27 protein-coding genes are annotated in these 26572 nt (G+C 61.0%); 14 read left to right on the forward strand and 13 right to left on the reverse strand.

Features of this window, described 5'->3' with window-relative positions:
- Window positions 1-46: 46 nt before the first annotated feature.
- From ACZ9EJ_RS30170 to greA, 4 genes are all read right to left on the reverse strand, one after another.
- Complete coding sequence (locus ACZ9EJ_RS30170) at window positions 47-1225, reverse strand: ABC transporter substrate-binding protein (protein WP_046629551.1); 1179 nt, start codon at window positions 1223-1225, stop codon at window positions 47-49.
- Window positions 1226-1521: 296 nt separating this feature from the next.
- Window positions 1522-2733 carry a LysR family transcriptional regulator gene (locus ACZ9EJ_RS30175; RefSeq protein WP_046640041.1) on the reverse strand — a complete coding sequence of 404 codons (1212 nt, stop codon included), beginning with the start codon at window positions 2731-2733 and terminating at the stop codon, window positions 1522-1524.
- A gap of 99 nt (window positions 2734-2832) precedes the next feature.
- Window positions 2833-3765 carry an MYG1 family protein gene (locus ACZ9EJ_RS30180; protein ID WP_046629555.1) on the reverse strand — a complete coding sequence of 311 codons (933 nt, stop codon included), beginning with the start codon at window positions 3763-3765 and terminating at the stop codon, window positions 2833-2835.
- Between the two features lie 125 nt (window positions 3766-3890).
- Window positions 3891-4373, reverse strand: coding sequence for a transcription elongation factor GreA (greA, locus tag ACZ9EJ_RS30185; RefSeq protein ID WP_046629557.1), 483 nt, complete (start codon window positions 4371-4373; stop codon window positions 3891-3893).
- Between the two features lie 250 nt (window positions 4374-4623).
- Between greA and ACZ9EJ_RS30190 the strand changes: the two genes are divergently transcribed.
- The 3 genes from ACZ9EJ_RS30190 to ACZ9EJ_RS30200 all read left to right on the forward strand — a co-directional run bounded on the left by ACZ9EJ_RS30190 (window position 4624) and on the right by ACZ9EJ_RS30200 (window position 6308).
- Window positions 4624-5394, forward strand: coding sequence for a nucleotidyltransferase domain-containing protein (locus ACZ9EJ_RS30190; RefSeq protein ID WP_370650409.1), 771 nt, complete (start codon window positions 4624-4626; stop codon window positions 5392-5394).
- Between the two features lie 339 nt (window positions 5395-5733).
- Window positions 5734-6012 (forward strand): type II toxin-antitoxin system ParD family antitoxin, encoded by a 279-nt coding sequence (locus ACZ9EJ_RS30195; protein WP_046629560.1) that lies wholly within the window; start codon window positions 5734-5736, stop codon window positions 6010-6012.
- A gap of 2 nt (window positions 6013-6014) precedes the next feature.
- Window positions 6015-6308: a type II toxin-antitoxin system RelE/ParE family toxin gene (locus ACZ9EJ_RS30200; RefSeq protein WP_080954062.1), complete on the forward strand. Its 294-nt coding sequence runs from the start codon at window positions 6015-6017 to the stop codon at window positions 6306-6308.
- Window positions 6309-6488: 180 nt separating this feature from the next.
- On the opposite strand, the gene ACZ9EJ_RS30205 is transcribed toward ACZ9EJ_RS30200, so the two are convergent.
- From ACZ9EJ_RS30205 to dctP, 6 genes are all read right to left on the reverse strand, one after another.
- Complete coding sequence (locus ACZ9EJ_RS30205; RefSeq protein ID WP_080955717.1) at window positions 6489-6887, reverse strand: c-type cytochrome; 399 nt, start codon at window positions 6885-6887, stop codon at window positions 6489-6491.
- A 314-nt stretch (window positions 6888-7201) separates the two neighbouring features.
- A complete protein-coding gene (locus ACZ9EJ_RS30210) occupies window positions 7202-8371 on the reverse strand; it encodes an ABC transporter substrate-binding protein (RefSeq protein ID WP_046629562.1) in 1170 nt (389 codons plus the stop codon).
- Window positions 8372-8857: 486 nt separating this feature from the next.
- Window positions 8858-9298, reverse strand: a complete 441-nt coding sequence (locus tag ACZ9EJ_RS30215) for a type II 3-dehydroquinate dehydratase (protein ID WP_046629564.1) — start codon at window positions 9296-9298, stop codon at window positions 8858-8860.
- A 4-nt stretch (window positions 9299-9302) separates the two neighbouring features.
- Window positions 9303-10604, reverse strand: coding sequence for a TRAP transporter large permease (locus ACZ9EJ_RS30220; protein ID WP_046629566.1), 1302 nt, complete (start codon window positions 10602-10604; stop codon window positions 9303-9305).
- Entirely contained in the window at window positions 10601-11119 is a 519-nt protein-coding gene (locus ACZ9EJ_RS30225; protein ID WP_046629568.1) for a TRAP transporter small permease, read from the reverse strand. The genes ACZ9EJ_RS30220 and ACZ9EJ_RS30225 overlap by 4 nt, the downstream gene beginning before the upstream one ends.
- Before the next feature lie 97 nt (window positions 11120-11216).
- Window positions 11217-12200: a TRAP transporter substrate-binding protein DctP gene (gene dctP, locus ACZ9EJ_RS30230; RefSeq protein ID WP_046629570.1), complete on the reverse strand. Its 984-nt coding sequence runs from the start codon at window positions 12198-12200 to the stop codon at window positions 11217-11219.
- A gap of 239 nt (window positions 12201-12439) precedes the next feature.
- On the opposite strand from dctP, the gene ACZ9EJ_RS30235 reads away from it, so the two are divergent.
- On the forward strand, window positions 12440-13114 hold the full coding sequence (locus ACZ9EJ_RS30235) for a GntR family transcriptional regulator (RefSeq protein WP_046629572.1): 675 nt from the start codon (window positions 12440-12442) through the stop codon (window positions 13112-13114).
- An 82-nt stretch (window positions 13115-13196) separates the two neighbouring features.
- Here ACZ9EJ_RS30235 and ACZ9EJ_RS30240 read toward each other — a convergent pair whose 3' ends face one another.
- Window positions 13197-13979, reverse strand: a complete 783-nt coding sequence (locus tag ACZ9EJ_RS30240) for a helix-turn-helix domain-containing protein (protein ID WP_046629574.1) — start codon at window positions 13977-13979, stop codon at window positions 13197-13199.
- Between the two features lie 119 nt (window positions 13980-14098).
- Between ACZ9EJ_RS30240 and ACZ9EJ_RS30245 the strand changes: the two genes are divergently transcribed.
- Window positions 14099-15046, forward strand: coding sequence for a DUF6282 family protein (locus ACZ9EJ_RS30245; protein WP_052754062.1), 948 nt, complete (start codon window positions 14099-14101; stop codon window positions 15044-15046).
- Between the two features lie 26 nt (window positions 15047-15072).
- Entirely contained in the window at window positions 15073-16080 is a 1008-nt protein-coding gene (locus ACZ9EJ_RS30250) for an NAD(P)H-quinone oxidoreductase (protein WP_046629584.1), read from the forward strand.
- Between the two features lie 44 nt (window positions 16081-16124).
- Here ACZ9EJ_RS30250 and ACZ9EJ_RS30255 read toward each other — a convergent pair whose 3' ends face one another.
- The gene (locus ACZ9EJ_RS30255) at window positions 16125-16925 is read right to left on the reverse strand and encodes a cupin domain-containing protein (protein ID WP_255736582.1); all 801 of its coding nucleotides are present in this window, start codon (window positions 16923-16925) and stop codon (window positions 16125-16127) included.
- Window positions 16926-17176: 251 nt separating this feature from the next.
- Window positions 17177-18070, reverse strand: coding sequence for a beta-keto acid cleavage family enzyme (locus ACZ9EJ_RS30260; protein ID WP_046629794.1), 894 nt, complete (start codon window positions 18068-18070; stop codon window positions 17177-17179).
- Window positions 18071-18289: 219 nt separating this feature from the next.
- On the opposite strand from ACZ9EJ_RS30260, the gene ACZ9EJ_RS30265 reads away from it, so the two are divergent.
- The 8 genes from ACZ9EJ_RS30265 (at window position 18290) to ACZ9EJ_RS30300 (ending at window position 26557) form a co-directional block, all read left to right on the forward strand.
- Window positions 18290-19063 carry an HpcH/HpaI aldolase family protein gene (locus ACZ9EJ_RS30265; RefSeq protein ID WP_046629587.1) on the forward strand — a complete coding sequence of 258 codons (774 nt, stop codon included), beginning with the start codon at window positions 18290-18292 and terminating at the stop codon, window positions 19061-19063.
- Between the two features lie 33 nt (window positions 19064-19096).
- On the forward strand, window positions 19097-19858 hold the full coding sequence (locus ACZ9EJ_RS30270) for an SDR family NAD(P)-dependent oxidoreductase (RefSeq protein WP_046629589.1): 762 nt from the start codon (window positions 19097-19099) through the stop codon (window positions 19856-19858).
- 235 nt (window positions 19859-20093) lie between these two features.
- On the forward strand, window positions 20094-20555 hold the full coding sequence (locus ACZ9EJ_RS30275; RefSeq protein ID WP_046640040.1) for a tripartite tricarboxylate transporter TctB family protein: 462 nt from the start codon (window positions 20094-20096) through the stop codon (window positions 20553-20555).
- An 18-nt stretch (window positions 20556-20573) separates the two neighbouring features.
- Window positions 20574-22079: a tripartite tricarboxylate transporter permease gene (locus ACZ9EJ_RS30280; protein ID WP_046640039.1), complete on the forward strand. Its 1506-nt coding sequence runs from the start codon at window positions 20574-20576 to the stop codon at window positions 22077-22079.
- Window positions 22080-22127: 48 nt separating this feature from the next.
- Window positions 22128-22751: a nuclear transport factor 2 family protein gene (locus tag ACZ9EJ_RS30285; protein ID WP_046629595.1), complete on the forward strand. Its 624-nt coding sequence runs from the start codon at window positions 22128-22130 to the stop codon at window positions 22749-22751.
- Window positions 22748-23860: a Bug family tripartite tricarboxylate transporter substrate binding protein gene (locus tag ACZ9EJ_RS30290; RefSeq protein WP_080955715.1), complete on the forward strand. Its 1113-nt coding sequence runs from the start codon at window positions 22748-22750 to the stop codon at window positions 23858-23860. The genes ACZ9EJ_RS30285 and ACZ9EJ_RS30290 overlap by 4 nt, the downstream gene beginning before the upstream one ends.
- Before the next feature lie 112 nt (window positions 23861-23972).
- Window positions 23973-24452: a (2Fe-2S)-binding protein gene (locus ACZ9EJ_RS30295; RefSeq protein ID WP_046629796.1), complete on the forward strand. Its 480-nt coding sequence runs from the start codon at window positions 23973-23975 to the stop codon at window positions 24450-24452.
- Window positions 24452-26557 (forward strand): molybdopterin cofactor-binding domain-containing protein, encoded by a 2106-nt coding sequence (locus ACZ9EJ_RS30300; protein WP_046629596.1) that lies wholly within the window; start codon window positions 24452-24454, stop codon window positions 26555-26557. The genes ACZ9EJ_RS30295 and ACZ9EJ_RS30300 overlap by 1 nt, the downstream gene beginning before the upstream one ends.
- Window positions 26558-26572 lie beyond the last annotated feature (15 nt).

Raw genomic sequence — 26572 nt, forward strand, 5'->3', positions numbered from 1 at the left:
GCGGAACGGCGGAAGCAGTCTCCCGCCGTCCGTTTGCAAAGCGCCCTTACTTGGCTTCCGCCTTTTCCGGATCCTTGAGATCCTTGAACGTCTGGAACTCGACGTTCTGCAGCTCGCCGTTTACGTCCTTGACCTCGCGCATGTAGATGTTCTGGATGATATCGCGGGTTTCCGGATCGATCGAGACGGGACCACGCGGGCTCGTCCACGAGAGGCCCTTGACGGCGGCCATGAAGGCCGGGCCGGTAACGTCGCCTTTGGTCTTTTCGAGCGCCGCGTAGATCAGCGCCATGCCGTCGTAGCCGCCAACCGACATGAAGTTCGGGCGCATGTCGGAATTGGCCTTCTTGAAGGCTGCGACATAGGCCTTGTTTTCCGGGCTGTCATGGGCGGTCGCATAAAAATGGCCGGTAATGGTGCCGATTGCCGGCTTGCCCATCGAGTTGAGGATATCGTCGTCGGTCACGTCGCCGGTCGCGATCAGCTTGATACCGGCATCGGCAAGGCCACGGTCGGCGAACTGCTTCATGAACAGCGAACCGGCACCCGACGGAAGGAAGACAAAAACCGCATCGGGCTTGGCGTCACGGACGCGCTGCAGGAAGGGCGCGAAATCGGGATTGGCGAGCGGGACGCGGACGGCTTCAACGATCTCGCCGCCCTTGGCCTTGAACTCCTTGGTGAACCACTTCTCCGCGTCGATGCCTGGACCGTAGTCGGAAACCAGCGTCACGACCTTCCTGATCTTGTTGGCGGCAGCCCAGGTGCCGACCGGAAGGGAGTACTGCGGCAGGGTACCCGAGGTGCGGGTGATGTATTCCGACGCCTTGGTAATGGAGGCCGTGCCGGCAGCCATGACCACGGAGGGGATCTTCGCCTGGGTCGCGACCGGGGCGACCGCCATGGCGAGCGGCGTCAGGCCGAAGCCGGCCAGAACCTTGGCGCCGTCGTTGACCACCAATTCCTGGGCGATGCGGCGGGTCTGGTCGGCCGTGCCGGCGTCGTCGCGGATGACGAGCTCGATCTTCTTGCCGGCAACCGTGTCGCCCTTCATCGCCATGAAGGTCTTGACGCCGGCCGAAACCTGACGGCCGGTCGATGCAAACGGACCGGTCATCGGCAGGATGAGGCCGATCTTGATGGTTTCCTGGGCAGCCGCCGGAATGGCAGCAAGGCAGCTGAGCGCTACGCCGGCAGCTGCAATGAGCATTCTTCTGTTCAGCATGTATTTCCTCCTCCGAGTGCGGAATTTTCTTGTCGTGGCCCTTGCTGGACTGGATCCGGACGTCAGCCCAGGGCCTGCCATGACCGGTAGCCTATATCGTAGACCGCCGATACGTCAGTCAACGGGCCGAGATACTTCGACGTCCCACCATTTTCAACTTTTCGTTAACCTCCATGGCCTCGACACGGCGATTCCCGCGCCAATACCAGACTCTCCACCTCTCTGGCACATTTGCACCTTAGCCCGGCCGCGTCTCCACGCTCAATCAGTTCATCTGCCGGACTCATAAGTTATGGTTATAGCAATCGATCGGACCAGGTGGGCAAAAGCTCCAGGAACGCCTGCTGTGCGGCCGTCGGCAGCCAGTTCCTTCTCGTCGTCACCCCGATCGGCCGCGATGTGTGGCTGAGGTCGAAGGGCAGTGCCCGCATCAGCCCGCGGGCGATCTCCGCTTCGGCCTGGAGACGGGATGTGCAGCCGAGATGGTCGGTGGAATCCAGGAGCTCGCGCATCAAGATCAGCGAACCGGTCTCGACGATGCTCTTCGGCGGGCCATTTGCCGAACCGGCAAAGACGCTGTCGAAATACCGGCGCATCGGCGTCCCGCTCTGGTTGACGACCCAGGGGAAGGCGGCAAGGTCCTCCACGGTCAGCTCCTCCCGACCGGCCAGCGGATGTGCCTGCCCCGAAACCATGACCACCGTGTCGTGAAACAGAACCTTCTGTTCCACATCCCCGATCGGCGCCGGCACTCGAAGCGCGCCGATCATGAAATCCACTTCGCCACGGCGCAGAGCACCCAGCAGGTCCGGGTAAGGACCCTCCTGGATCTGGATCGGCAGGTTCGGCCGGATCTTCCGGAACCCCGCGATCGCCTTCGGCAGCACATAGGATTTGGCAAGCGGCGTCGCGCCGATGACGATCTGGCCGATCTCGGCGGCCGTCAGCTCCGCAAGATCCGCATCCGCCTGTTCCAGTTCGACAAAGGCGAGCCTTGCCGCCTGAGCGAGCGTATGGGCCGCACGCGTCGCGACGATGCCGTAGGACGTGCGTTCAAACAGCGGACGCGCCGCCTCCTCTTCGAGCTGGCTGACGGCGCGATAGACCGCTGGCTGGCTGAGGTCCAGTCGGGCCGCCGCAAGCGTAAAATTCTCGGTTTCCCGAACCGCGATCAGCGATTTCAGCTGCGCGGTCGTCGCCGTTACCCGCAGTCGCGGCGACAGTTCCGACAAGGCGGGATCAAGATATGCGAAGGCACGCTTGATGCGCAGCGCCAGGATTTCGCCGGCGCCATTGGCAAAAATCCGCTGCGGAGTGCGGGAAAAGAGCGGCAGGCCGGCGGTCTTTTCTATCTTCGACAGTGCCTGGGTGACCGCAGGCTGGGAGACGAAGCAGAGCTCTGCCGCCTTGGTCACAGAGCCGGCATCGACGACCGCGAGGAACGCTCTCAGGTGCCTGAGGCTGTGATGCAGGATCGTCGATGACGAGGCGGACCGCGAGGAATTCATGATGGGCTCTTCTAGCACATCTGGCAGATGCCGGAAGCGCAAGCCCGGTTACCGACCGCGTCTCCGCGGCTGCCACCCCTTCCTTGCCGCCCCCGCCCCTTATTTGGCCTCGTTGGAAACGGCTTCCCTGACCGCCAGCTCGGCCATGGCGAGCGCCGCCTCGCGGGTCCTGGCGGCGGCGATGAACCGGCCATTGTGGCAGAAGCTCGCGCCCTCGACGCCGCAGGCTGCCTCGAGATCCCGATCGGTCAGGCCGGCCCAGGCCGCCGGCAGATCGGCGCGCACCTCGAAACCTTCGTCCGCACGGCGGATAGTCGTGAGGCACCAGTCCTTGTCACGCGGGTGAACGACGAACAACAGATGATCGGCGCCTGCCTTGATGATCGCCGGGCGGAATGGCATCCCAGCCGGCAATTCCAGAATGCGCCCTTCGCCCGTAGCCACGATCGCCTGATGCACGAGTGCCTCGGCCCGCAATTTTGCGGCGCTCTGGGCAATCCTTGCCTCGACGAAACTGCGGGCAATGGCCAGTGCCGCGTGGAAACCGCGGTTTTCCGCTTCCGGATCGGTCTCGTCGAAAACGGGTTTCAGGGTTTCGAGGAGAGATGGCAGGGTGAGCCCAGCCAGCGGCCCCGCAATCGAAGGGCTGAGCGCACCATTGTCCATCAGATCGACCGGAAGCACGAAGCTCGCATCGAAAGAGGCGTGCAAGGTCTCGACATGAGCCCCGGGAAGGCCCAGCGCGGCGAGATAATCACGGCCATAATGCTTCCAGACCAATCCGAACGAGCTGTAAGGCTGGCCATCGTCCCGCAGCGGCGCGCCGCGCTGGTGGTGATCGAAGACTTGCGCCGCAGCGTCATAGGCGCCGCCGACGTCGTAGATGATGCGGTCGGCACCGGGTGTAATCCATTCGGGCGCGCGGCTGCGAACGATCCGAGCCTTCGGAAAAAGCCGGGTCAGGACGACGCTCGACAGCAGTTCGTCGGCATGAAAGCCACCCGAATGGGTGACGAGAAAATCTGGGGTCATGCCGGAATGCGCCTCGTGGTTCGCTGAAGGTCGGTTTGCAGTCCGCACCTGATAGCCATTGCCGGACGCCTGCTCAACCCGTCATTCGCCCGTTTGAACACGTATACAGCGTCCATATGAGCGCTTCAGGAGATTGCGAGGACCTCCAGCTCCTGATCGCCGACGCTGACGACATCGCCGACAGCCTTGCCCATCAGCAGCCTGGCCACCGGGGAAACGAAAGAGATCGATCCGGTCTTGGGATCCGCTTCATCCTCTCCGACGATTCGATAGGTCTGAACGCGCCCATCGTCACGGCTAAAGGTCACCGTGCTGCCGAAAGCGACATTCTCGATCGACGTCGGGTTCGGAACGAGCTGGGCCGTGTGAACTCTCGCTGCAAAATAGCGCGCATCACGCATGGGATTTGCCTGCTGCCGCCGCCGTTCATTGACGTCCTCGATCGCGCTCGCCGCGCCATAGGCTTCGCGCGCATCCCGGAGCTGCAATTCCAAAGCCTTCAACCCCGCTTCCGTCACCAAGTTCGGGTGCGGCGAAATCGGACGGTCGGGCAGCAGGGTTTCCGAAGCGGTTTCGGAACTCTCTTCCTTGGTGAAGGCAACACTCAATCTCAAACTCCGTCTGGTAGGGCGCACCCGCGACACATGGAACGCCTTGGCCCGCCATTTGTCGGACCCATGCATACGACAACAACGCAACAACCGCCAATCTCGATCCATCGGAGCATCCCGCGCGCGGCAACCTGCGCTTCACTACTCGGCGGACACCAAATCGCTGCCCGAATTCCCTGGCGGTGGACCCGGGGGACTACCTGAACTGCCAGTGGACGGTTCCAGATCTTTCTCCTATCGATTGCTCATGAAATCGTCGCTCGATCATATACCACCGCGCAAACAGCGAGAGCTCGGCAGGGTCCTGGAAATCCTGCACGAGGAATTCGAGGACGCCCTGAAACAGGGCACGGCCGAGTTCAAGAAGCGCGGCCGGATCCTGAAAATCATCCTGTTCGGCTCCTATGCCAAGGGCGGCCGGGTCGACGAGCCGTTCACCATGAAGGGCTATCGCTCCGACTTCGATCTGCTGATTATCGTCAACGACCGCAGGCTCTGCGAATTCGCCGACTACTGGTGCAAGGCCGCCGACCGGCTGATCCGCGACAAGTCGATCGAGACACCGGTGAGCTTCATCGTCCATTCCAGGCGGGAGGTGAACACCTATCTGAAGGAGGGACAGTACTTCTTCTCCGATATCCGCAAGGAAGGCATCGTCCTTTATGAACTGGACGATGAGCTGCTTGCGGAGCCGCAGGCTCTTTCGCCGGTAGATCGGCTGCGGGTTGCGAGGGAGCATTTTGAACAGCGATCTACGACAGCGCGGAATCTGAAGACTCTTGCGATGTCAGCGATTCAAGCCGGTATACCCACGAGGCCGCGTTTCTTCTCCATCAATCGCTTGAGCAGACCTATTCCTGCGTGCTCCTCACGCTCACGAATTACGGCCCGCCCTCCCACAACATCAAATTCCTGCGCTCGCTTGCCGAGGAGCAGGACCGGCGTCTGGCCGAGGCGTTCCCGCGCGATCAGCACCGCGAGCGCGCCTGGTTCAACACGCTCAACGAAGCCTATGTGAAGGCGCGGTACTCCAAACATTACGAGATCAGCGAGGAGGCGCTCTCGTGGCTCGGAGAACGGACCAGCCTGCTGCTGGAGTTGGTCATAGACGTATGCACGGAGCACCTCAAAATGCTTGAGCGGAATAGCGACTAGCGAATTCTATCAGTGGGCGAATGGCGGGTCAAAACCGGTCGCCTTGATTAGATTTGAACCTACGACCACTTGGTGGCCGACTGGGGCGGGTTGGATAGTCATTCGGCTCCAGGCGTCGTGTACTGCTCCGAATACAATAGACATCCCTTGCATACGGTACGCCAATCGCATACCATTACGCGTAAGTCGGAGGCTGAAAAGTATGGCGACGGTCGAGAAAATTACGATTGCACTGACATCCGAAATGGCGGGCTTTGTGCGAAGCGCGGTCGATGCTGGCGAATATGCATCGACGAGCGAAGCCATCCGTGATGCCGTCCGCGAGTGGAAGGAGCGACGTGATTTACTCGGCTATACCGTCGAGGATTTGCGAGTGCTCGTGCAGGAGGGCATCGAAAGCGGCCCAAGTTCGCGCACGACAATGGCAGAGGTAAAAGCTACAGCGCGCGAACGATTAGAATCCTCACGACACGAACGCTAACCGTGCTTCCAGTTATCCGAACCAATCGTGCGGACGAGGACCTGATAGAGATATGGTCCTACATAGCCGTTGACAACATATCTGCAGCTGACCGTGTTCTTGACGCGATTGAAGCACGCTGGGACAATCTCGCCCGACACCCCTACTCGGGAGTTGCGCGCGACGATATCGCGCCTGGACTTCGGCATCTCGTCTCAGGTGAATATCTGACTCTTTATCGGCTCAGTGGCGGTACCATTGAAATCGTCCGCGTCCTGCATGGGCGCAGAAAGATATCATCCAAAGTCAATATATGAACGGCGGGCTTACGGTGCCCTTCATATAGACCCGGATCGCATCCGTTGTCAGGCGTAAGCATACTTATGGAACCGTCGTCAGTTGATGTCGGCTTCCGACGGCGAGATCTACCCGATCGCCCAATCTACGATATATGAAAATGGTACGGCTGCGACGCACTGAGGAATGACACGGTAGGCTCAGTCTCGGGTTTTCGGTTCTTCCAGTGACTTGAGGTAAGCGACAATTGCCGCGGCGTCCGGAGAGCTGAACCGAAATTCCGGCATCTCCGGGTGTGCGGTCGTTATCCCCTCGACCAGCGCCTCCATCAGGAATTCCACGTCGTAGCGCTGATGAAGGTCCCTGAAATGCGGAGCAGCCGCAAGCGGGCTATCGCCTGTTTTGCCGATGGCGTGACAGACGGAACAGTTGTCCGAGACGAGGTCGTGACCTCGCTTTGTAGTGGCAGGCTCAGACGCACTGGCATGGGCGGCACCAACGAAAACGACTATCCCCACGAAGAGCTTCAGGCCAAACTGAATGGTTGCCTTAGTCGCGATTTCTGACCATCGGCGACGGCTGTGCACTGTGAAATACATCGGAGACCTCGTGATCGATGGATCGCTCACGAATGATTTCACGGGCGACAGTAACGTCGCGATCAACGCGAAGTTGGCACAAGGACCATGATTGTGGCTTTTCAACGTGCTCAATTAGCGATGGATCTAGCCGCCAACGAACGAACCAAGGAACAACGGGGCGGTCGGCCGCTAATTCAACGCCGATCGCGCGAGACTCTCCGTGGGAAAAGCTCCATTCAAGCGCAACGTTCGCCCCGGGCCGTAAGCAGGCCCAAAACCAAAAATGGCGGACCAAAGCCCGCCATTCCTATCTTGGCAATACCAACCTCGCCTTACTTGGCGTTCGGGTCCTTGATCTTCGGGAAGGTCGCGAATTCAACGTTGTAGAGTTCGCCGTTTACTTCCTTGACTTCGCGCATGTAGATGTCCTGGATGATATCGCGGGTGGCCGGATCGATGGTGATCGGGCCACGCGGGCTCGTCCAAGTGGCGCCCTTCATGGCTTCGATGAGCTTGGTCCCGTCGGTATCGCCATTGGTCTTCTTCAGCGCCATATAGGCGAGCGTCATGGCGTCATAGCCGCCGACCGACATGAAGTTCGGGCGCATGTTGTTGGCAGCCTTCTTGACCTGGGCGACGAAAGCCTTGTTTTCCGGGCTGTCGTGCAGGGCCGAATAGAAATGGCCGGTGATGACGCCCTTGGCGACCGCGCCCATGCCGTTCAGCAGGTCGTCGTCGGTGACGTCGCCGGTGGCAATCAGCTTGATGCCGGCGTCGGCCAGGCCGCGGTCGACATACTGCTTCATGAACTGCGCACCGATGCCGGCCGGCACGAAGGCGAAGACCGCGTCGGGCTTGGCGTCACGGACGCGCTGCAGGAAGGGGGCGAAATCCGGGTTCGCCAAAGGCACGCGGATCGCCTCGACGATCGTGCCGCCGTCTTTCTTGAACTGGTTGGTGAACCCCTGCTCGATATCGATCCCCGGGCCGTAATCGGAGACCAGCGTCACCACCTTCTTCAGGTTGTTCTGCACCGCCCAGGTGGCCACCGGAACGGCGGACTGTGGGCCGCCCATCGAGGTGCGGACGTAGTATTGCGACTGCGGCATGATCGCCGAGGTCGTAGCCGAGGTGATGATCGCCGGGATCTTCGCCTGGTTGAGAACCGGCGCAACCGACATGGCAAGCGGCGTCAAGCCAAAGCCCATCAGCATCTTGGCGCCGTCGTTGACGACGAGTTCCTGGGCGATGCGGCGGGTCTGGTCGGCGACACCACCGTCGTCGCGCAGCACGACTTCGATCTTCTTGCCGGCGACGGTATCGCCGTTCAGCGCCATATAGGCCTTGACGCCCGCTTCGACCTGGCGGCCGGTGGATGCGAACGGGCCGGTCATCGGCAGGATAAGGCCGATCTTGACCGTCTCCTGCGCGGACGCCGGAATGGCAACGAGCCCGCCCATGGCGAGACCGGCCGCAGCCATCAATGTTCTTCTGGTGATCATTCTCTTTCCTCCTCTAAGACGAACTGTTCTCAAAACTCCTGTCGACGGGCCGCGTCCTCCTTGCGGCCTCCGGCCCATCACAACCTGTCGGGATATATCGGGGACATCGCGATCAACAGTCAACGGCCGCAACAGTTTGGCGTCCGACTATTTTCCGCTTTCGTCAGCCGGCAGAACGTGACCAGACATGTCCCAGTCGCTTCTGAGAATTTGGCCCGGATTTGCAAATCCCGTGTATACAGCCTCGCCTCTTCCGTCGCGTCTTGCCAACAACCGCCCATGGAAACGATTAACTCCGCCCCGGGCATCGACACTGCAAGAAAAACCTGGATAAAAAGGAATGCCATACGCGACCAAGAAAACCGCCGGCCTGCCGCTCCCCCACAATTGCGTTATACCAGCAATAGGTCTGTATACATTGCCTGTCAATATTAGCCTTTTGGGGTGCGAGCGTTATTTGCCGGAACGCCGGCCGCTCGAGATGGCCTATCGTCTCTGCTCTTCGATCAGTCGCTCCAACGCCTTCACCGCCAGCGGATAGCCTGTAGCCCCGAGACCGGCCATCACCGTCGTCGCCGTCATGGAGACATAGGAGTTGTGATAGATCTGTTCGCGGCGATGGACGTTGCTGATGTGAAACTCGATGATCGGCCCCTGGAACATCTTCAAAGCATCGAGGAGCGCCAGGGACGTGAAGGTGAAAGCGGCAGGATTGATGATGATCCCCGCACCCTCGTCGATTGCCTCATGCACCCAGTCGATCAGCTTCTCCTCGCTGTTGGTCTGGCGGAATTCGACCGGGCGTTCGCCCGCCGCCTCCCGGCACCACGCCTCCACTTCCGCAAGCGTCGTGGTGCCGTAGATTTCCGGCTCGCGTTTCCCGAGCCGATTGAGGTTCGGACCGTTGAGAATATAGATCGGCTTCATCGGTTCACCCCTGATAACCCATTAGGCGCGGAAGCCAGAGGACGACGTCCGGCACGAAAGTGATGATGACCAGGCTGACCACCATCCAGAAAATGAAGGGTGCCGCGTCCTTGATGATGTCCTTCACCGGCACGCCGGAAATGTTCGTCATGATGAAGAGCAGCAGACCGTAAGGTGGCGTGACGAGGCCGAGCATGATGTTGACGACCACCACGACCCCGAAATGCACCATGTCGATTCCGAGCGCCTGGGCGGTCGGAATGAAGACCGGCACGATGATCAGGAGGATCGCCGTGCCCTCCAGCACGCAGCCGAGCAGAAGCAGCAGGATGTTGACAAGGATGAGAAAGCTGGTGGGCGTCAGGTCCCAGCTGGTCAACAGCACCCGCAGGGCGTCGGGGATATTTTCGATCGTCACGACATAGTTGAACACCAGAGAGCCGGCGATCAGCATGCCGATGGACGCCGTCGACTTGGCGCTGAGCAAAAGCGAATCGTAGAAGGCTCCGAAGCTGATGCTCCGGTATATGACCAGCGAGATCACCAGCGCATAGGCAGCCGCGAGCGCGGCGGCTTCGGTCGGGGTCGTAATACCTGAATAGATGCAGCCGAGCAGCACGACCGGCATCATCAAGGCCGGGAAGGCGCGCCAGGTGATGCGGGGAATATCCCGCAGCGGCACCGGATCTTCGACGGGGAAATTTTTGCGCCGCGCGGTGATCGCCACCTGCATCATCTGCAGGCCGGCCATCAGCAGGCCAGGCACCATCCCTGCGAGGAAGAGGTAGCCGATCGAGGCATCCGACACGAGCGCATAGATGACCATCGGGATCGAGGGCGGGATGATCGGGCCGATGACTGACGTGACGGCCGTCAACGCCGCGGCAAAGCTTGGCGTGTAGCGCCCATCCCGCGTCATCATGTTCTGCATCATCCGGCCGCTTCCGGCGGCATCGGCGATCGCCGACCCCGACATGCCGGCAAAGATGATGCTCTGCACCACGTTGACCTGCGCCAGCCCGCCACGGAAGCGGCCGACCAGTACGTTGCAGAACGCCAGCAGCCGTTCGGTCATCGAACCGATATTCATGAACTCTGCGGCCAGCACGAAGAGCGGCACCGACAGGATGACATAGTTCGAATACATGCCATTCAGGAACTGTTCGGCCACCGTGCCCATGTCCGCCCCGGCGAGGAGCAGGTAGAGGATCGAGCCGCACATCATGGAAAGGCCGATCGGCAGGCCGAGGAAGGCGAGCGCCGTGATGACGACGATCGCGATCGAAAAGGGGCTTGTGAAGTTCATACGCCCGAGCCCGCTTTAGTGGGATCAAAGGCTTCGGGCGCCCTGCCGCGTACAGCGAGCACTCCGAGCCATATGTAACGCACGATCATCGCGACGGCGAAGACGATATAGATGGAATAAAGGTAGTCGAAGCGGATCTTCAAATAGGCGGTGCTTTCCACCTTCATGAAACTCACGTAGTCGATCACCGCCGGCAGGGATATGCCGAACAGGACGACGAGCGCGATGGCGCAGATGATCTGCATCACCCGCCGCGCCCTGTCACCCGCGCCAGCCCAGAAGAAGTCGAAGCGGATCTCCTCCACTTCCCGCACCACGAAGGCAGCGCCGAACAGCACGATCCAGATCCACAACACGACGCTGATCTCGTTGGTCCAGCCAACCGAAAGGTTCAGGATGTAGCGGAAGATGATCTGCAGCACGAAAGCGACAAACATCCCGAGCAGCATCAGCGCCAGGAGATTTTCGGCGCGGCGCCGCAGCCAGCCGCTCGCAGCGATAAGTTTCGAATTCATTTACCCCCTCCCCCGGAGGCTCGGTCAGCAGACCGGGCGTTTGATCGCTCCGGCCCGCCGCCGCATTTGTGAGGAGCCCGCCCTTGGGCGGACTATTTCAGATTGCCGCAACCTTTTCGAGAACGCCCTTTGGCCACGACTTGGCAAGATCGGAGGCCAGGTATTTCTCCTGGGCAAATTTGCGGAAGGCAGCGATGTCCGGCTCGTAGATATTGAGACCGGCCTTCTTGAATTCGTCGACCAGCGTCTTCTCCTGCGCAAGGTGCTGGTCCTCGCTCCACTTCATCGCCTTGTCGGCGGCGGCCTGGAAGGACTTCTGCTGGTCGGCGCTCATGCCCTTCCAGATCTTGCTGGAAATGGTCAGCAGATCGTAGCCGATGAGATGCGAGGTCATGACGATCTGCGACATGACTTCATAGAACTTCATGTTCTTGACGTTCGGCAGCGGATTGTCCTGGCCGTCGATCGCGCCGGTCTGCAGACCGGTATAGACTTCGGCATAAGCCATCGGCGTGGGGTTGGCCCCGAGCGCGGCGCCGAGGAACTGCCATGCATCGCCACCCGGCATGCGCAGCTTGATACCCGCCATGTCCGCGGGCGTGGTGATCTTCTTGTTCGGCTTCAAACCGATCTGCCGAGCGCCGAAATAGGTTGGGCCGAGAATATAAACGCCGAGTTTTTCGTCGGCCATCTTCTTGAATTCCGCGCCGGCCTCGCTCCGGAAGAACTTGGTCACATGCTGCGCGTCGCGGAACAGATAGGCCGAGGTGAGCACTGACCATTCCGGAATCTGGTTGGAAACATCCTGCGGAGCGATATTGCCCATCTGCAGATTGCCGCGCTGGATGGCGACGAGCTCGGTGCCCTGCTTGAAGAGGTTGCCGCCGTAATAAGGCTCCAGCTTGTACGAGCCGGCGATCGCCTCGGCGAACATCTTGGTCATCTGGGCGCGAATATCCTGTTCGGAAAATACCGCGGAAAACTTCAGGACCGGCTTGTCCTGCGCCATCGCCGGCACGGACAGGGCGGCGGTTGCCAATGTGGCGCCGAGAAAGTGTCGGCGGGTCAGTTCGAATGTCATGGGCTGGTTCCTCCTCCTCACGGCGCGCCGCTTACCTGCGACGAAGCCTGCCTAGTGCAAGCCATTCCTCCCGAGAACGTTGCACCTCCGTATTGTACGAAATAGTTCGTATAAGTCAATTCTGCCTTTGCCTGGCTTTTCGAGCCTTCGGACATAAAACAGAAAATAGCATACTAACCAGGTTATATCCTATATTTTTCTTTTCATCAGCTATATACGATGAGCTCAAAGGGGGAAACATGCTCAAATCGGAAAAAGAGGCCGCCCAGACGATCGGCGAGACCGTATTCAGGCGGATACGCCAGGATATCATTTCCGGCGCACTGCCCCCCGGTTCCAAAATCAGGCTGGAGCAAACCAAGGAGCGTTATTCCGTCAGCGTCTCGACGCTCAGGGAAATATTGAGCCGGCTCACCACAGAGAACCTTGTTATTGCCGAAGGGCAGCGTGGGTTTGAGGTGAGCCCGGCGTCCCGGCAGGAACTCCTGGAACTGGCGGATCTTCGCATCCTGCTTGAGAGCCATGCGATCGGCCTCTCCTTCGCAACGGGAGATCTTGATTGGGAAGCGCGCATCGTGGCAGCGCATCACAAGCTTTCGGCGATCGAGCGTCAGCTTCTCGAGGGCGATGCCTCACGTACCGTCGATTGGGTACGTTACGATTGGGAATTTCATCAGGCGCTCGTCTCGGCCTGCAATTCCGAGACGCTGATGGCGACGCTCTCGTCCGTCTTCGACCGCTTCCTGCGTTACCATCTGCTGGCCGAGAGTTTTCGCGGCAAACCGGTGGTGGACGACCACCGGCGGCTTTTCGAGCTTGCCATGAAACGGGATGTTGACGGCGCTCGGGATATACTGACGCGGCATGTCCGCAACGGCACCGAACATGTTCTGAAAAGCGGCCGCATCAGCTGATATGGCCGCCAATCGACAGCAGTTCTTGCCGAGACGGTCCAGCAGCCCTTGCTGTCTCGGTCCGGCAGGCGGCCCGGGTGGATCAGGTGGCAAAACTGTTGGAGAGGCGGTCCAGATCTTCCGAGATCGCACCCGCGGCCGACTGCAGGATCGGGGCGTAGCGTTCGCAAGCTTCCCGTTCCGAGCCGAAGGCCGACTTGAAGTAGGTCAGTCCTATGCTCGCTAGCACCCGCCCGCCCTGGCCCATGATGGGAACCCCAATGGTATTGGAGTTTTTCGGCTCCACGAGAGACGACCGGGTGGCATAGCCGTCTCGATGAACCTTGCCGATAACCCGCTTCAGTTCGGCTGGATGATGGCTGAGCGCGTTCTCCGGATCGTCCGATCTCTTCAGCACGTCGATGATCAGGTCGAATTCATCCTTCTCGAGGAAGGCAAGGTAAGCCAGCCCCAGTCCGCGCGTAAGCAGACAGAGGCGCTTGTTGACCGTGCTGTGAAACGGCGAAATGAAGCTGTCCGGCACCGTGCTGAAGCGCACCACCATCCCATCGTAGTCGGGCAGGGCTATCGCTATCGGCCATTTGTGTTTGCGGGTCATCGCGATGGCCCAGGCGCGGCCCGCTTCCACCACCAGCGGCCCCTTGTGAAAGCCGGAGCTCAGGGACGTCACCAGCCCGCTGACCTGATAGCCTCCCTGCCGCGTGTCATTTTCGACATATCCGGCTTCCTCGAGCGTACGCAGGATGCGAACGAGGGTAGGTTTCGGGAGCTTTGTCCGGGCATGCAATTGGGCAATTGTATTGATTGGGTGAAGGTTCAGCTCTTGCAGAACATTCATCGCGCGTTCGATTGCTCGAATGCCCATGGATCCTCCTCCCGTAGAATCTAGATGGCTGTTTCGACTAGCGAAATGCCGGGGATGATAAGTTGTCGCGATCTGGAGTCAAGCTTTAGGGAGGTTCAAGATGTAAGCAGGAGATTGCCATGGCTTCGGCAGACGACATGAACCGCAATAGACAGGAAGTCAGAAGGCTTATCGCCGGTGTTGACGATGAATTGGCAAGCACTTTGCTGCGTGGCGCAGTTGATCTTCATGTTCACTCCGGCCCCTCGACGATGCCTCGTAAGCTGGACCACATGGAGGCCGCCGAGGAGGCGGCGGCGGCGGGTATGCGCGGACTTCTGTTTAAAGACCATCACTATTCGGTGGCGCCAGTGATCCCGATGATGGAGCGGCTGCTCGGAGACCGAGGTCTGTCGATGTTCAGCGGCCTCGTGCTCAACAATTCGACGGGCGGATTGAACCCGTTCGTCGTCGACGCCCAGCTGAAAATGGGCGCAAAGCTGATCTGGATGCCAACCGCACAGGCGGCCAATCACATCCGCAGCGCGCATCGCAAGACGCGGCTTGCTTCAAATGTCCAGCTGAGGCATTCGCCGGCGCTGACGCCTGTCGATGCTTATGGGAACATTTTGGACGAGGTGAAGCAGATCCTCGACATGATTGCGGAATTCGATGTCATTCTGTCCTCCGGGCATCTGCATGTCTGGGAAATCTGGAAGCTCTTCGATGAAGCGCGTGCCCGCGGCGTCAAGCGTCTGCTCGTCAATCATCCCATGTACGGGCTCCACTTCACGCCCGACGACGTTCGTGAACTGGCTCAACTCGGCGCCGTCATCGAACAGTCCGCTGGACTGTATGTCGATTCCCGCTTCAACACCTATACGCCGGAGGAATTCAAGGAACACATCATGGCTGCTGGCGTCGAACATTCCTCGATCGGCTCGGATCTCGGGCAGATCGACAATCCGACGCCTGTGGAAGGCATGCGCCAGGCGATCAAGCTGTGCCTGGCATTGGGATTCAGCGAAACGGACGTACGCACCATGGTCGCGGACAATCCGGCCAAGCTGGTCGGATTGGCGACGTGACCATTCCGTTCAGCTGACCTCGCTACATGCAAGTCATCGGGATCGAACGTCCGGGCGGGCCTGAAGTTCTTCGGATCGTTGAACGACCGCGGCCGCGGCCGCAGGCCGGAGAAGTGCTGATCCGTGTCGTCGCAGCCGGGGTCAATCGGCCGGATGTCCAGCAGCGGCGCGGTCTCTATCCGCCACCGCCGGGCGCCTCGCAAATTCCCGGTCTCGACGTTGCCGGTATCATCGACGATGTCGGCGAAGGTGTTGACGGGCTTCGGGTGGGAGACCTGGTCTGCGCGCTCGTCAACGGCGGCGGCTATGCGGAGTTCTGCGTGGCGCCGGCTGTGCAATGCATGCCGATCCCGAAAGGTCTGAGCTTTATAGAGGCTGCCTCGCTTCCGGAAGTCTTCTTCACGGCCTGGAACAATCTGATCTGGCTGGCGCGTCTGGAATATGGGGAGACCCTGCTGATCCAGGGTGGAACCAGCGGGGTTGGAATGGCCGGCATCCAGATCGCCAGACATCTTCGAGACGCGACCGTCTTTGCAACCGCCGGCACCGATGACAAACGGGCTGTCTGCAGGATGATTGGCGCGCAAGCCGCGGTTGACTATCGCGATGCCTGGGATGAACACATCCGCGGCCTGACCGGCGGCGAAGGGGTCGATGTCATCCTGGACGGGCAAGCCGGAAATGGGACGCAGCGCCAGCTGGACCTGTTGAAGGACGACGGCCGGCTCGTCTTCATCGCCAGCCATCAAGGCAGCACGGCGCAGGTGGATATCCGTACGCTGGTTCGCCGACGACTGACGATCACCGGATCGACGCTGAGACCAAGGCCGCCCTCCTACAAGGGACGGCTTGCGAAGGACCTGGTCGGTTACGTTTGGCCGCTGATCGAGGACGGCCGCATCGTCACCCGCATTCATCAGGTCGTCCCGTTCGGACAAGTGCAGGAGGCTCATCGCATCCTGGACGAAAACCGCCAGATCGGCAAAGTTGTCCTTGCCGTCGATCCGGCGCTTGCCCACACCGTTCCGGAGTAGCGGCCGAACCTGAGACCCGGAGCCGGCGGCCGACCGATAGACCGTCAGGACTGCGGCATCGGGTAATCGTCCGCGTTGAGGACCCAGCCCGGCTTTTGCGAAAAATCCATCCGTGGCGGCGCGAAGATGTCCACCAGTTGGTTTACGCCAGCGGATTCAGCGGTTGTCGTGTGGATCGCGGGCGGAGGAATAACGCAGATCGACGGCGATTCGCAGTAGAGATGTTCATCCTCCCGCCAGATGTTCATGTTCGTGGTCCAGGGCCAGCGCAGATGGTGCGTAAAGGAACCGCTTAACGCCAGCGAGCATTGCTCGAAATCGTCGTGATGGTGCGGGGACACTTTGTCCCGTTCGCGAGGACCGATGCGCGGCGACAGGTAATTGATCATGAACGTCGTAGAGCGGTAGATGCGCCCGAACCGGGACGGATCGTCCGGAACCTCCAGCGTGTACCACTTCAACTTCAGCCCGCCGGGCGGCTCCGGCCAGGCTTCGAAGGGTGGGACATTGGGATGCGCCCCGAGGAAGGCATCCGCGTTCGAGGCGATGCTGGCGAGGTCCTCGGACTTCGGTGTAAAAAGGCGCACGATGCTGCCGCCCGTGGATACCCGGATCGAGCTGTCGCCCGGCGGCACGAAGGCGATGGAATATCCCGGAACGACGGTGGTTCCATCTGCGGTCGTGATTTCGACCGACGTCTCCCTGTCGGGAATGATCAAGGCATATTCATCGGGCTGCGACCGCCGTGAGAAGAGCCCGCCCTCTTTCGCGTTGCTGTATGCAACGACAAAGTTCTGTCCACGGCTGATCCATGTGTCGCCGTTGGCATCGGCGATCTGGGGCACGGCTTCGTAGAATAGGGAAAGCTGCGAGCCGAAATAGCTGCTGTGCACTTTCGTGCCGCTAGGTTTTGCAGCATTGGACAGATTGGATCGTGGATCACTCTGAACGTACATTGGCATCTCCGCTTTTCTGCCAGAACTGCTGGCTGTCGTCGAAATCGTCTGGCTTGCGCCAGGGAACCGGATTGTTTTGAGCAGGGCTGCGCCGCGGGTTCCCGGGAAACCGGCCGAGCGGCATGCACCGCCGGCAGGTTCTAGCGCGACTTTGGAAGCTGCTTCTTGAGCCCCAGAATTTCTCGCGCCTCGCCGGCGGTCGCGATGGCGCCTCCCAGCTCTCTTAAAATGCGCACGGCCTTCTCCACGAGCACGGTGTTGCTCGAGGCGAGGACGCCTTTTTCCAGATAGATGTTATCCTCCAGCCCGACCCGAACGTGACCGCCCAGAAGCCAGGCCTGCGCCAGCATCGGAAACTCCCAGCGCCCTACGCCAAACGCCGCCCAATGAGCGCGTGCCGGCAGAAGCGATTTCATGTACATCAGCGTTTCCGGCGTGGCGACTGCCCCGTAACGCACTCCGAGCACGATCTGGAACAGTGCGGGCTCCGCCAGCCTCCCCTCCTGAAGGAACTGGTTGGCGAGCTGTATGTCTCCCGTATCGAATACCTCGATCTCCGGCAGTACACCCGCATTGCGAATGATGTCCGCCATGACTGCGAGATTGCGGGGCGTATTGATGACCACGGACGAACCGGAATACATCGTGTTGAAATCGAGACTGCAGATCTCGGGCCGCAGATAAGCGACATGTTCGACCCGCTGCTCCGGTCGCATCAGCGTGGTCCCGGGCGCCGCGATGCGCGGTTCGTCTTCGCTGGGAACGAACCGCCCGCCGGGGCCGGTCGTGAGGTTGATGATCACGTCCTCGTCCGCTGCCCGCAGGCGCTCGACAACCTCGCGGTAGTGCTGCAATTCCACGCTGGGCCTGCCGTCCGGATGCCTCACATGGATATGCACGATCGCAGCGCCCGCCCGCGCAGCATCGATGCAGGCAGTAGCAATCTGCTCCGGAGTGACAGGCAGATAAGGGGTCTGGTCGATCGTCGTGATATTGCCTGTGACGGCGCAGCTTATGATGGTCGGATTAGCCAAGGCTTTGTGTTCCTCGTTGAACGTCACGCGCGAATGAAGTCGCACTGTCCTGAGACATTGGCTCGCATCCGAAGCCGCGGATCGCAATTGGTATCGCCGCCCGTTTCGCGAGAAGAAACGCCGGCCGGGTGGGGAATGTTTCGCAGGGAGAAACGGGGCCGCAATTGCCTTCGCTCCTGGCGATGAAATGGCTAGGGATCGGCAACGAAAGGTAGCCAGATGACAGAACAGCGTCCCGCTTTTACCGCATTCCGTGAACGACTGCTGACACGCCAGCGGATGCTCGGCACATTCCTCAAGCTTCCCACGACGCAGGTGGTCGAGATATTGGGGGCGATCGGCTACGATTTCGTGGTCATCGACCAGGAGCATGCCGCGCTCGGCCGCGACATAACCGACCTGATGATCCTTGCCGCTCGTGCATCGAATATCGCGCCCGTCGTGCGCATCGCCGAATTCAGTGAAGCAAACATCCTGTCGGCGCTCGATTCGGGCGCGATGGGGATCATGGTCCCGCATGTAAGCACGGTCGAAAAGGCTCGGGCAATCGCACGCAGCTGCCGGTATGCGGGAGGCAGCCGAGGTTTTGCCGGACTGACACGCGCCAGCAATTGGGGACGTATTGACGCGGAGCATCATATGTCGCTGCAGGACAGCCGGGTCGCCTGCATCGCCATGATCGAGGATTTCGAAGCCGTTGACCTGACGGCGGATATTGCCAGGGTAGATGGCATAGACGCATTGTTCATCGGCCGGGGAGATCTGACGGCAGCACACCGAGGCGATCCGCATGCCGGCGCCAAGGTGGCGGAACTAAGCAGGCAGATCGCGGCGGCGGCACGAGCGGCCGATATTCCGCTCATGATGTTGCCGACCAGCAAGGCCGACTTCGATTTTGCGGCCGAACTCGGCGCGCGCGCGATGCTGGTGTCGAGCGACCATGGCTTCATCCGATCGGCCGCCGCCGCGGCTCTCAGGGAATATTCGGCTTAAATTCATTGTCGGCAGGTCTTTTGGGGAGAAAAAATGCCACTGATCGAAGTTCCGGAACTGGCCGTTCCAAGAGTTGCGCTCGTGACCGGCGGAAACAGCGGGATCGGGCGCGCCATCGCCGCTCGGCTCGCCCGGATGGGCACCACCATCGTCGTCGGCTACAACAGCCGCCCGGAGATCGCCGCTGACGTCGTCCAAAGCCTTTATGGCAGCGGCCACATGGCCCTGCGCATCGCGATCGATGATCCGGCATCCGTCGCGGAGGCAGCCGTTGCCGTCGGTGAAAAATTCGGTAGCCTCGATGCCCTGGTCAATTGCGGGGGTGCGACGACCCCGGTCGCGGCAAATGATCTCGACGCACTCACCGACGACATATTCGATCGCGCCGTAGCGATAAACCTCAGAGGCCCCTTCGCGATGGTTCGGGCGTTCCGCCCGATGCTGGAGCAAGGCCACAACGCCGCCGTTGTCAATATCTCCTCTATTGCCGCCCGGACCGGCGTGGGAAGCAGCCTGGCCTATATTGCGGCGAAGGGCGGATTGGATGCGCTCACAATTGCGCTTGCCAAGGTGCTGGCGCCCAAAGTTCGGGTTTTCTCCGTTTCGCCCGCCGGGGTGGATACGGATTTCGTTCCTCACCGTACCCGGGATCAGCTGCAAAAAGTCGCAGAACGACTTCCTCTTGCCAGGATCACCGCTCCCGACGATGTCGCGCGGGCAGTGACAGCCTGCATCGTCAACCTCACCAGTTCGACTGGGATCGTCATACCGGTCGACGAAGGCCGCCATCTCTAGCCGCTGAAGCCGCAGATTTTCAAAAGCGGTGGCGCCTTCTGGCGCTGCCTTCCCGCTGCTTCTGCAGGTTGGTCAATCGTCTGGCGAAACAGATTGTCTGCGACATTGCCAGCGTGAGCCGGCTTTGTATTGTGAATGTTGCGATCTGGCGAGGGGTATTGGTCCGCTTGTTGGACAGACCAATGAGCGCGCATTATTGCAAATCGCATGAACAACTTTGGGATGGGAGCCTCGAATGAAGCTGAGCCAAGACGTTCTACTGGGACTCTTTTTCGTTGTTTTTGGCGTCGTGTCCGTTTCAGTTGCGATGAGTTACCCATTCGGCACCTCAGGCCGGATGGGGCCGGGTTATTTTCCTGTCATCATTTCGAGCTTGCTGGTGTTGACGGGCCTCCTCGTCCTGTTTCGGTCGCAGCTCGCACAGCCGGAAATTCTGCCCGCCATCCGGTGGAAGCCGCTCTTGTTGATCCCCGGCGCCGTCGTGATTTTCGGGCTGGCGGTCGAGACACTGGGGTTGCCGCTGGCCGTTCTCCTGCTGACGATCTTGACCGCGGCGACGAGCATCAAATTTCACATCGGATGGAAGACCGCCGCAGGCTCTCTCGCCTTTGCCGCGCTCTGCTCCGTCGTCTTCATCGAACTCCTCGGCCTGCCCATCCCCATCGTGGGAAGCTGGCTACGGGTTCCCGGTTTCTAACCGCTTTGCAGGATTGACATGGACATTTTCAATGGACTTCTCCTGGGGTTTTCGACGGCAACGACGCTGTCCAACTTCGCCTATTGTTTTGCGGGAGTGCTTCTTGGCACCGCGGTGGGTGTCCTGCCCGGCCTCGGACCGATCGCGACTATTTCCATGCTCCTGCCGTTCACGTTCGGTCTGCCGGTCGACACGGCGCTGATCATGCTGGCGGGCATCTTCTACGGATCGCAGTATGGAGGCTCGACGACCGCGATCCTGATGAATCTTCCCGGAGAGGCTTCATCCGTCGTCACCACGCTCGACGGGCACCAGATGGCAAAGCAGGGCAAAGCCGGGCGCGCGCTGGCGGCCGCCGCCATCGGCAGCTTCTTCGCCGGCACGGTGGGAACGCTTTTCATCGTGATAGCAGCGCCACTGCTGGCAAGCCTTGCCCTCACCTTCGGACCTGCGGAGTATTTCTCGCTGATCATGCTCGGCCTCATCACCTCGATGGTGCTGACCAGCGGGTCGCTGCTGACGGCCTTCGGCATGGCGCTGTTCGGCATCATCCTCGGAATGATCGGAACCGACATCAATTCAGGGGCCGCACGGTTTACATTCGGCTCGCCCTACCTGCTCGACGGGCTGGATTTCGTCGTTGTCGCCACCGGCATATTCGGTCTGGGCGACGTCCTCATGAACCTGGAAAACGAGCGTCTGCGGGTGGTCGGGGTCGCGCCCGTCAGCAGCCTGTTTCCGACGGCCGAGGACTGGCGCCGGATGACTGCGCCGATCCTGCGCGGCACCGGTATCGGGGTCCTGCTCGGAGTGTTGCCGGGCGCCGGCGTCCTGCTCGCGTCTTTCTCGGCATATGCCCTGGAGAAAAAGATATCGAAGCATCCCGAGCAATTCGGCAGGGGTGCGATCGAGGGGGTAGCGGCACCTGAGGCCGCGAACAACGCCGCTGCGCAAACCTGCTTCATACCGATGCTGACGCTCGGCCTGCCGGGAACCGCGACCATGGCTCTGATGATCGGAGCGCTGGTCGTGCAGGGTGTCCAGCCCGGGCCGGAAATCCTGTCTCAGCAGCCTGCCCTGTTCTGGGGCCTGGTCGTGTCGATGTGGATTGGCAACCTGATGTTGCTTTTCCTGAACCTGCCGCTCGTGGGCATGTGGGCAAAGCTGATTTCGGTGCCATACCATTTTCTGTTCCCGACGATCTGCGTCTTCATGGCCATCGGCGTCTACAGCATCAACAACAGCGTTTTCGACGTGTACATGATGGCGCTGTTCGGCGTGCTCGGATATTTCTTCAAGCGGATGGGAGCAGAGCCCGCGCCGCTCATCCTGGCCATGATCCTTGGTCCCATGGCGGAAGAATATCTGCGCCGGACGCTGCTGATCTCTCACGGAGATGCAAGCGTCTTTTTCACGAGCCCCCTCAGTCTCGGAACATTGGTCGTCGCCGCCCTGCTACTCCTGTCGATCGTGTCGCCGCGCTTTCGCAAAGTGCGCGAGGAAGGGCTGCAGGAAGTCGACTGATCGGCACAGCGCGGAATCCATATACGCACCAACCTTGAGGAGACCCTTATGCAGCAGGACGACGGCACGCGCCTAAAGGCCCTTCTAGACCGCGAAGAACTCTTCGATCTCGTACGCCGCGAACGCTTTGCCCGTGACCAGCGCCGTTTTGACGTGATGAGCGCATGCTTCCACCGCGACGCCTATGTCCGGACGAGCTGGTACGAGGGACGCGGCGGTCAGGCCTATGTGGACGCGACGCGCGAGTGGATGAAGGCGACCGGCAACAGCAAACACTGGGTCTTTCCCGCCTTTGCGCAAGTGACCGGGGACCGGGCAACGGTCGAAAGTCCGGCGATGATCTTCAACCGCGCGAGGCCTGATGGCGTCGAGATCGACCTTCACGTCTTCTGCCGGTTCTTCTCCCGCGCCGTGCGGGAGGCCGGGACCTGGAAGCTCCTCACCTTCGAGGTCCTGTTCGAAAGGGATATCGCCAAGCCCGTCAACCCGGCGGAGAGACTTCCCATCGACTGGTCGGTCCTGTCAACGATGCGCCCCTCCTACAAATTTCTGGCATATATCCAGCACACGCGCGGGGTGACGGTAAAACCCGATCTGCTGGGCGACGATCAGCCGGAGCAACTCGGCGCTTTTCACGAAGGCGAGGAACGCTGGCTTGCCGGCACGGAATGACGGCCATCAAGGCTTGCTATCGAGCGGACCATTCCAAGCAGCGGAATGGTCTCAGTCAGAGGTTCGCGCTCGCAATCCGGCACGATAGTGTTGCGCCTATAGAACTCGATTTAACGGGTGGGAGGAGACGTGCAATGAACAGGCGGGAATTTATCGTGTTGGGCGGGACAGCTGCCATGCTGGCGTCCAGAGGAATTGCGCTGGCCGACAGTTGGCCGAGCAAATCGGTGGTGGTGATCTCGGCTTATCCTCCAGGGGGCACCAGTGACATAATTGCCCGGCTGGTGGCGGACGCCTTGACGGCCAAATACGGCCAGCAATTCGTCATCGAGAACCACGCTGGCGCAGCCGGGGCCCTGGCCGGCGGCAGGCTCGCGCGCGCAGCAGCCGACGGCTACACAATCATGATCAGCGGCAGCGCGCCGATTGCGGCCAACAAGGTGGTGCAAAAGAACCTTGCATACGATCCGCAGGTGGACTTCACACCGATCTCCATTGTCGCTGAAAGCCCGGCGCTGCTGAGCGCAAGCGCTTCGGCTCCGGCGAAATCCGTCCAGGAACTCATCGCCTATGCAAGGGCAAACCCTGGAAAGTTGAATATCGGAAATCCGGGAGCGGGGACCAAGGGGCACATAGCCGCTGCCATCATCGGCCAGATGGCCGGCGTGCAGATCAACCATATTCCCTACAAGGGCTCGCCGCCGCTGCTGGCGGACCTGTTGGGCGGACACATCCACTTCGCGCTCGACGCCCCGTCAAACTATCTTCCCCATATCCGCGAGGCAAAAATCCGCGGGCTTGCGGTGACCTCGGCCAAGCGAATTCCGGAGCTGCCAGAGGTGCAGACCGTCGCAGAACAGGGCCTCAACGGCTACGAACAGACCCTCTGGTTCGGCGCTGTCGGTCCAAAGGGAATGCCCAAGGAAATCGTAGCCAAGATCCATACCGCCATCAAGGAGTGGAGCGATACCCCGGCGGCACAGAAGAAATTTGCGTCGCTCGGACTGACCCCCGTCGTCAATTCGCCTGACGAAATGGCCGGCTCGATCGAACGCGAGATCCGCTCGATCGAGCCGCTGGTCAAGGCCGGGCTTGTCGAGCCAACCTGAGCTGCGCATCGCAGGCGCGGTAAGGCTTTTCGGGGTCGCGGCCGCAATCACTCGGCCGCGACACCTCTCGCCGGGACTCGAAGATGCTGGCATAGGGATGGAATTGAACCGGATGAACGAATGCCTCACTCTCAATGTCAATGGGCAGGCGCATGAGCTGGACGTGCCTTCGACAGCGCCGCTTCTGGACGTGCTGCGCAATCACCTCGGGCTGAAAGGCAGCCGGTATGGCTGCGGCTTGGAGCAATGCGGCGCCTGCATGGTCCTGATCGACGGCGTTGCCGCCTATTCCTGCAGCCGGGAGATCGGCACGCTTTCCGGCTGCACCATCACGACGGTCGAAGGCTTGGGCTCGGCGGATGCATTGCACCCGCTGCAGCAGGCATTCCTCGACGAGCAGGCGGGACAATGCGGTTACTGTCTGTCGGGCATTCTGATCGCGGCAAAGGCTTTCCTCGATCACAATCCCGACCCGACACGGGCCGACATCGCCGCCGCGCTCGACGCAAATCTCTGCCGCTGCGGTTCGCACCCGCGCATCTTGCGCGCCGTGCTCAAGGCGGCAGCCGACATGCGTGAAAAGGTAGCCTGATGCCCGCGCTCACCTTCAGCCTCAAGGACAATCCCCGGCTCGACCGCTGGCTTCGCTTTCAGGACGACCACACGGTGCGGATCGGCACCGGCAAGGTGGAACTCGGCCAGGGCGTGCTGACGGCGCTTGCGCAGATCGCCGCGGAGGAACTGGATCTTCGCATAGACCAAGTGCGGATGATGTCCGGCAACAGCGTCGAGGGTCCAGGCGAAGGTTATACCGCCTCAAGCTGGTCCATCGAGCATTCCGGCGCTGCGATCCGCCTCGTCGCAGCGGAAGTCCGGGCACTTGCCCTGGCGCGGGCGGCGCTGCGCTTGAATGCGGCGCCCGACGAGCTGACGGTCGCGGACGGCGCCTTCTTGAAGAACGGTGCGCCGAGCGGCATCGACTATTGGAGCATTGCTGGAGAACTCGACCTTTCCGCCGAAGCCACCGGCACGGTTGCGCCAAAACCCCAAAGCGCTCATCGCTTCGTCGGCAGATCTGTCCCACGGCTGGACCTGCCGGCAAAACTCACCGGGTCCGGCTTCCTCCAGGATATGGTGCTTCCGGGAATGCTGCACGCGCGGACATTGCGCCAGCCCGGGCCGGGCGCGGCGCTTCTGCAACTGGATGAGACGATCATCCGGCGCAGATCGGGAGCCGACATTGGCATCGTTCGCCTCAACAATTTCGTGGCATTCGTCGGCACCGACGAGACCGCGGTCCGCGCTGCCGCCGTCGCTGCAACAGAATGCGCCGTCTGGGATAACGCCCTCAATCTCTCCCCCGAACAGGCGACGCCCGACTGGGTCGCCTCCCAGCCCTCGGACGATCGTCTTATGGGCGATCCTCCGCCGGCGCTTTCGACGGATCGCGTCTGCGCGCGCTTCACCCGCCCGTTCCTTTCGCACGGCTCCATCGCGCCCTCCTGCGCGATCGCGCTTTACCGTGACGGTATCCTAACCGTCTGGTCCCATGCTCAAGGCATGCACCCGCTGAGGGAGAATATCGCAAGGACGGTCGGAGTTTCTCTCGACGCAGTTGCCTGCCATCATGTCCAGGGAGCCGGCTGCTATGGCCACAACGGTGCCGACGACGCCGCCCTCGACGCTGCCCTCGTGGCACTTGCGCTACCCGACCAGCCGATCCGCCTCATGTGGCGGCGCGAAGAGGAATTCGGCTATGAGCCGCTCTCCTCCGCCATGACCGTCACCGTCCATGCAGGACTGGATCCCGCTGGCCGGCCCGTCGACTGGACCACCGAAATCTGGAGCGCCACCCATGGCCAGCGGCCCGGCGTCGGCGGCGCCAGCCTGCTCGCCGCCCACGCCATGAAGACGCCGCCACCTGAGCGCAAACCCTTCGACATTCCGCTTGAACGCGGCGGCGGAGCTGTCCGCAACGGCATTCCCCTTTACGACATCGGCCCGAAGCGGATCGAATTGCATCTGATCCACGACGTGCCGGTGCGGACCTCGTCACTGCGTGGCCTCGGAGCGACGCTGAACGTCTTCGCGATCGAAGGCCTTCTCGATGATCTGGCCGCACGCGTCGGCGAAGATCCGCTTGCATACCGGCTGGCCATCCTTTCCGACCCTCGCGCCCGTCGCGTTCTCGAGAAAGTGGCCGCGATGGCGAACTGGTCGTCCCGCGATGCGGGGGGCGGTGGAAGCGGGCTGGGTGTCGGCCTTGCCCGCTACAAGAATTCTTCCGCCTATGCGGCGGTGGTCGCCGCCGTCGACGTGGACGAGGCCGTGCGGATCACGGATGTCTGGTGCGCCGTCGATGCCGGGCTCGCCATCAATCCCGACGGAATTCTCAACCAGATCGAAGGCAATATTGTCCAGGCCATCAGCTGGACGCTGATGGAGGAGGTCCGCTTCGGTCCGAAGGGTGTCGCGACGCTCGATTGGGACAGTTATCCGGTCATCCGCTTTTCCCAGATACCCGAGATTCGCGTCGAGCTTGTCGAGGCCAGCGAATACCCGCCGCTCGGCGTCGGGGAATGCGCAGGCGGTCCAACGGCAGCCGCCATCGGCAACGCGGTCGCCCATGCCCTGGGCACGCGTATCCATCATATGCCGATGACCCGCGATCGGATCATGACGGCCCTGATGGCATGACGAGACGGCCGGCAC

This window comes from Neorhizobium sp. USDA 3394, from assembly GCF_056280385.1.

Bases quoted from the DNA above. Each gene is read 5' to 3' on its own strand.
- ACZ9EJ_RS30170 (WP_046629551.1), bottom strand. From the start codon at position 1,225: ATGCTGAACAGAAGAATGCTCATTGCAGCTGCCGGCGTAGCGCTCAGC.
- ACZ9EJ_RS30175 (WP_046640041.1), bottom strand. From the start codon at position 2,733: ATGAATTCCTCGCGGTCCGCCTCGTCATCGACGATCCTGCATCACAGC.
- ACZ9EJ_RS30180 (WP_046629555.1), bottom strand. From the start codon at position 3,765: ATGACCCCAGATTTTCTCGTCACCCATTCGGGTGGCTTTCATGCCGAC.
- ACZ9EJ_RS30190 (WP_370650409.1), top strand. From the start codon at position 4,624: ATGAAATCGTCGCTCGATCATATACCACCGCGCAAACAGCGAGAGCTC.
- ACZ9EJ_RS30195 (WP_046629560.1), top strand. From the start codon at position 5,734: ATGGCGACGGTCGAGAAAATTACGATTGCACTGACATCCGAAATGGCG.
- ACZ9EJ_RS30205 (WP_080955717.1), bottom strand. From the start codon at position 6,887: ATGTATTTCACAGTGCACAGCCGTCGCCGATGGTCAGAAATCGCGACT.
- ACZ9EJ_RS30210 (WP_046629562.1), bottom strand. From the start codon at position 8,371: ATGATCACCAGAAGAACATTGATGGCTGCGGCCGGTCTCGCCATGGGC.
- ACZ9EJ_RS30215 (WP_046629564.1), bottom strand. From the start codon at position 9,298: ATGAAGCCGATCTATATTCTCAACGGTCCGAACCTCAATCGGCTCGGG.
- ACZ9EJ_RS30220 (WP_046629566.1), bottom strand. From the start codon at position 10,604: ATGAACTTCACAAGCCCCTTTTCGATCGCGATCGTCGTCATCACGGCG.
- ACZ9EJ_RS30225 (WP_046629568.1), bottom strand. From the start codon at position 11,119: ATGAATTCGAAACTTATCGCTGCGAGCGGCTGGCTGCGGCGCCGCGCC.
- dctP (WP_046629570.1), bottom strand. From the start codon at position 12,200: ATGACATTCGAACTGACCCGCCGACACTTTCTCGGCGCCACATTGGCA.
- ACZ9EJ_RS30235 (WP_046629572.1), top strand. From the start codon at position 12,440: ATGCTCAAATCGGAAAAAGAGGCCGCCCAGACGATCGGCGAGACCGTA.
- ACZ9EJ_RS30240 (WP_046629574.1), bottom strand. From the start codon at position 13,979: ATGGGCATTCGAGCAATCGAACGCGCGATGAATGTTCTGCAAGAGCTG.
- ACZ9EJ_RS30245 (WP_052754062.1), top strand. From the start codon at position 14,099: ATGGCTTCGGCAGACGACATGAACCGCAATAGACAGGAAGTCAGAAGG.
- ACZ9EJ_RS30250 (WP_046629584.1), top strand. From the start codon at position 15,073: ATGCAAGTCATCGGGATCGAACGTCCGGGCGGGCCTGAAGTTCTTCGG.
- ACZ9EJ_RS30265 (WP_046629587.1), top strand. From the start codon at position 18,290: ATGACAGAACAGCGTCCCGCTTTTACCGCATTCCGTGAACGACTGCTG.
- ACZ9EJ_RS30270 (WP_046629589.1), top strand. From the start codon at position 19,097: ATGCCACTGATCGAAGTTCCGGAACTGGCCGTTCCAAGAGTTGCGCTC.
- ACZ9EJ_RS30275 (WP_046640040.1), top strand. From the start codon at position 20,094: ATGAAGCTGAGCCAAGACGTTCTACTGGGACTCTTTTTCGTTGTTTTT.
- ACZ9EJ_RS30280 (WP_046640039.1), top strand. From the start codon at position 20,574: ATGGACATTTTCAATGGACTTCTCCTGGGGTTTTCGACGGCAACGACG.
- ACZ9EJ_RS30285 (WP_046629595.1), top strand. From the start codon at position 22,128: ATGCAGCAGGACGACGGCACGCGCCTAAAGGCCCTTCTAGACCGCGAA.
- ACZ9EJ_RS30290 (WP_080955715.1), top strand. From the start codon at position 22,748: ATGACGGCCATCAAGGCTTGCTATCGAGCGGACCATTCCAAGCAGCGG.
- ACZ9EJ_RS30295 (WP_046629796.1), top strand. From the start codon at position 23,973: ATGAACGAATGCCTCACTCTCAATGTCAATGGGCAGGCGCATGAGCTG.
- ACZ9EJ_RS30300 (WP_046629596.1), top strand. From the start codon at position 24,452: ATGCCCGCGCTCACCTTCAGCCTCAAGGACAATCCCCGGCTCGACCGC.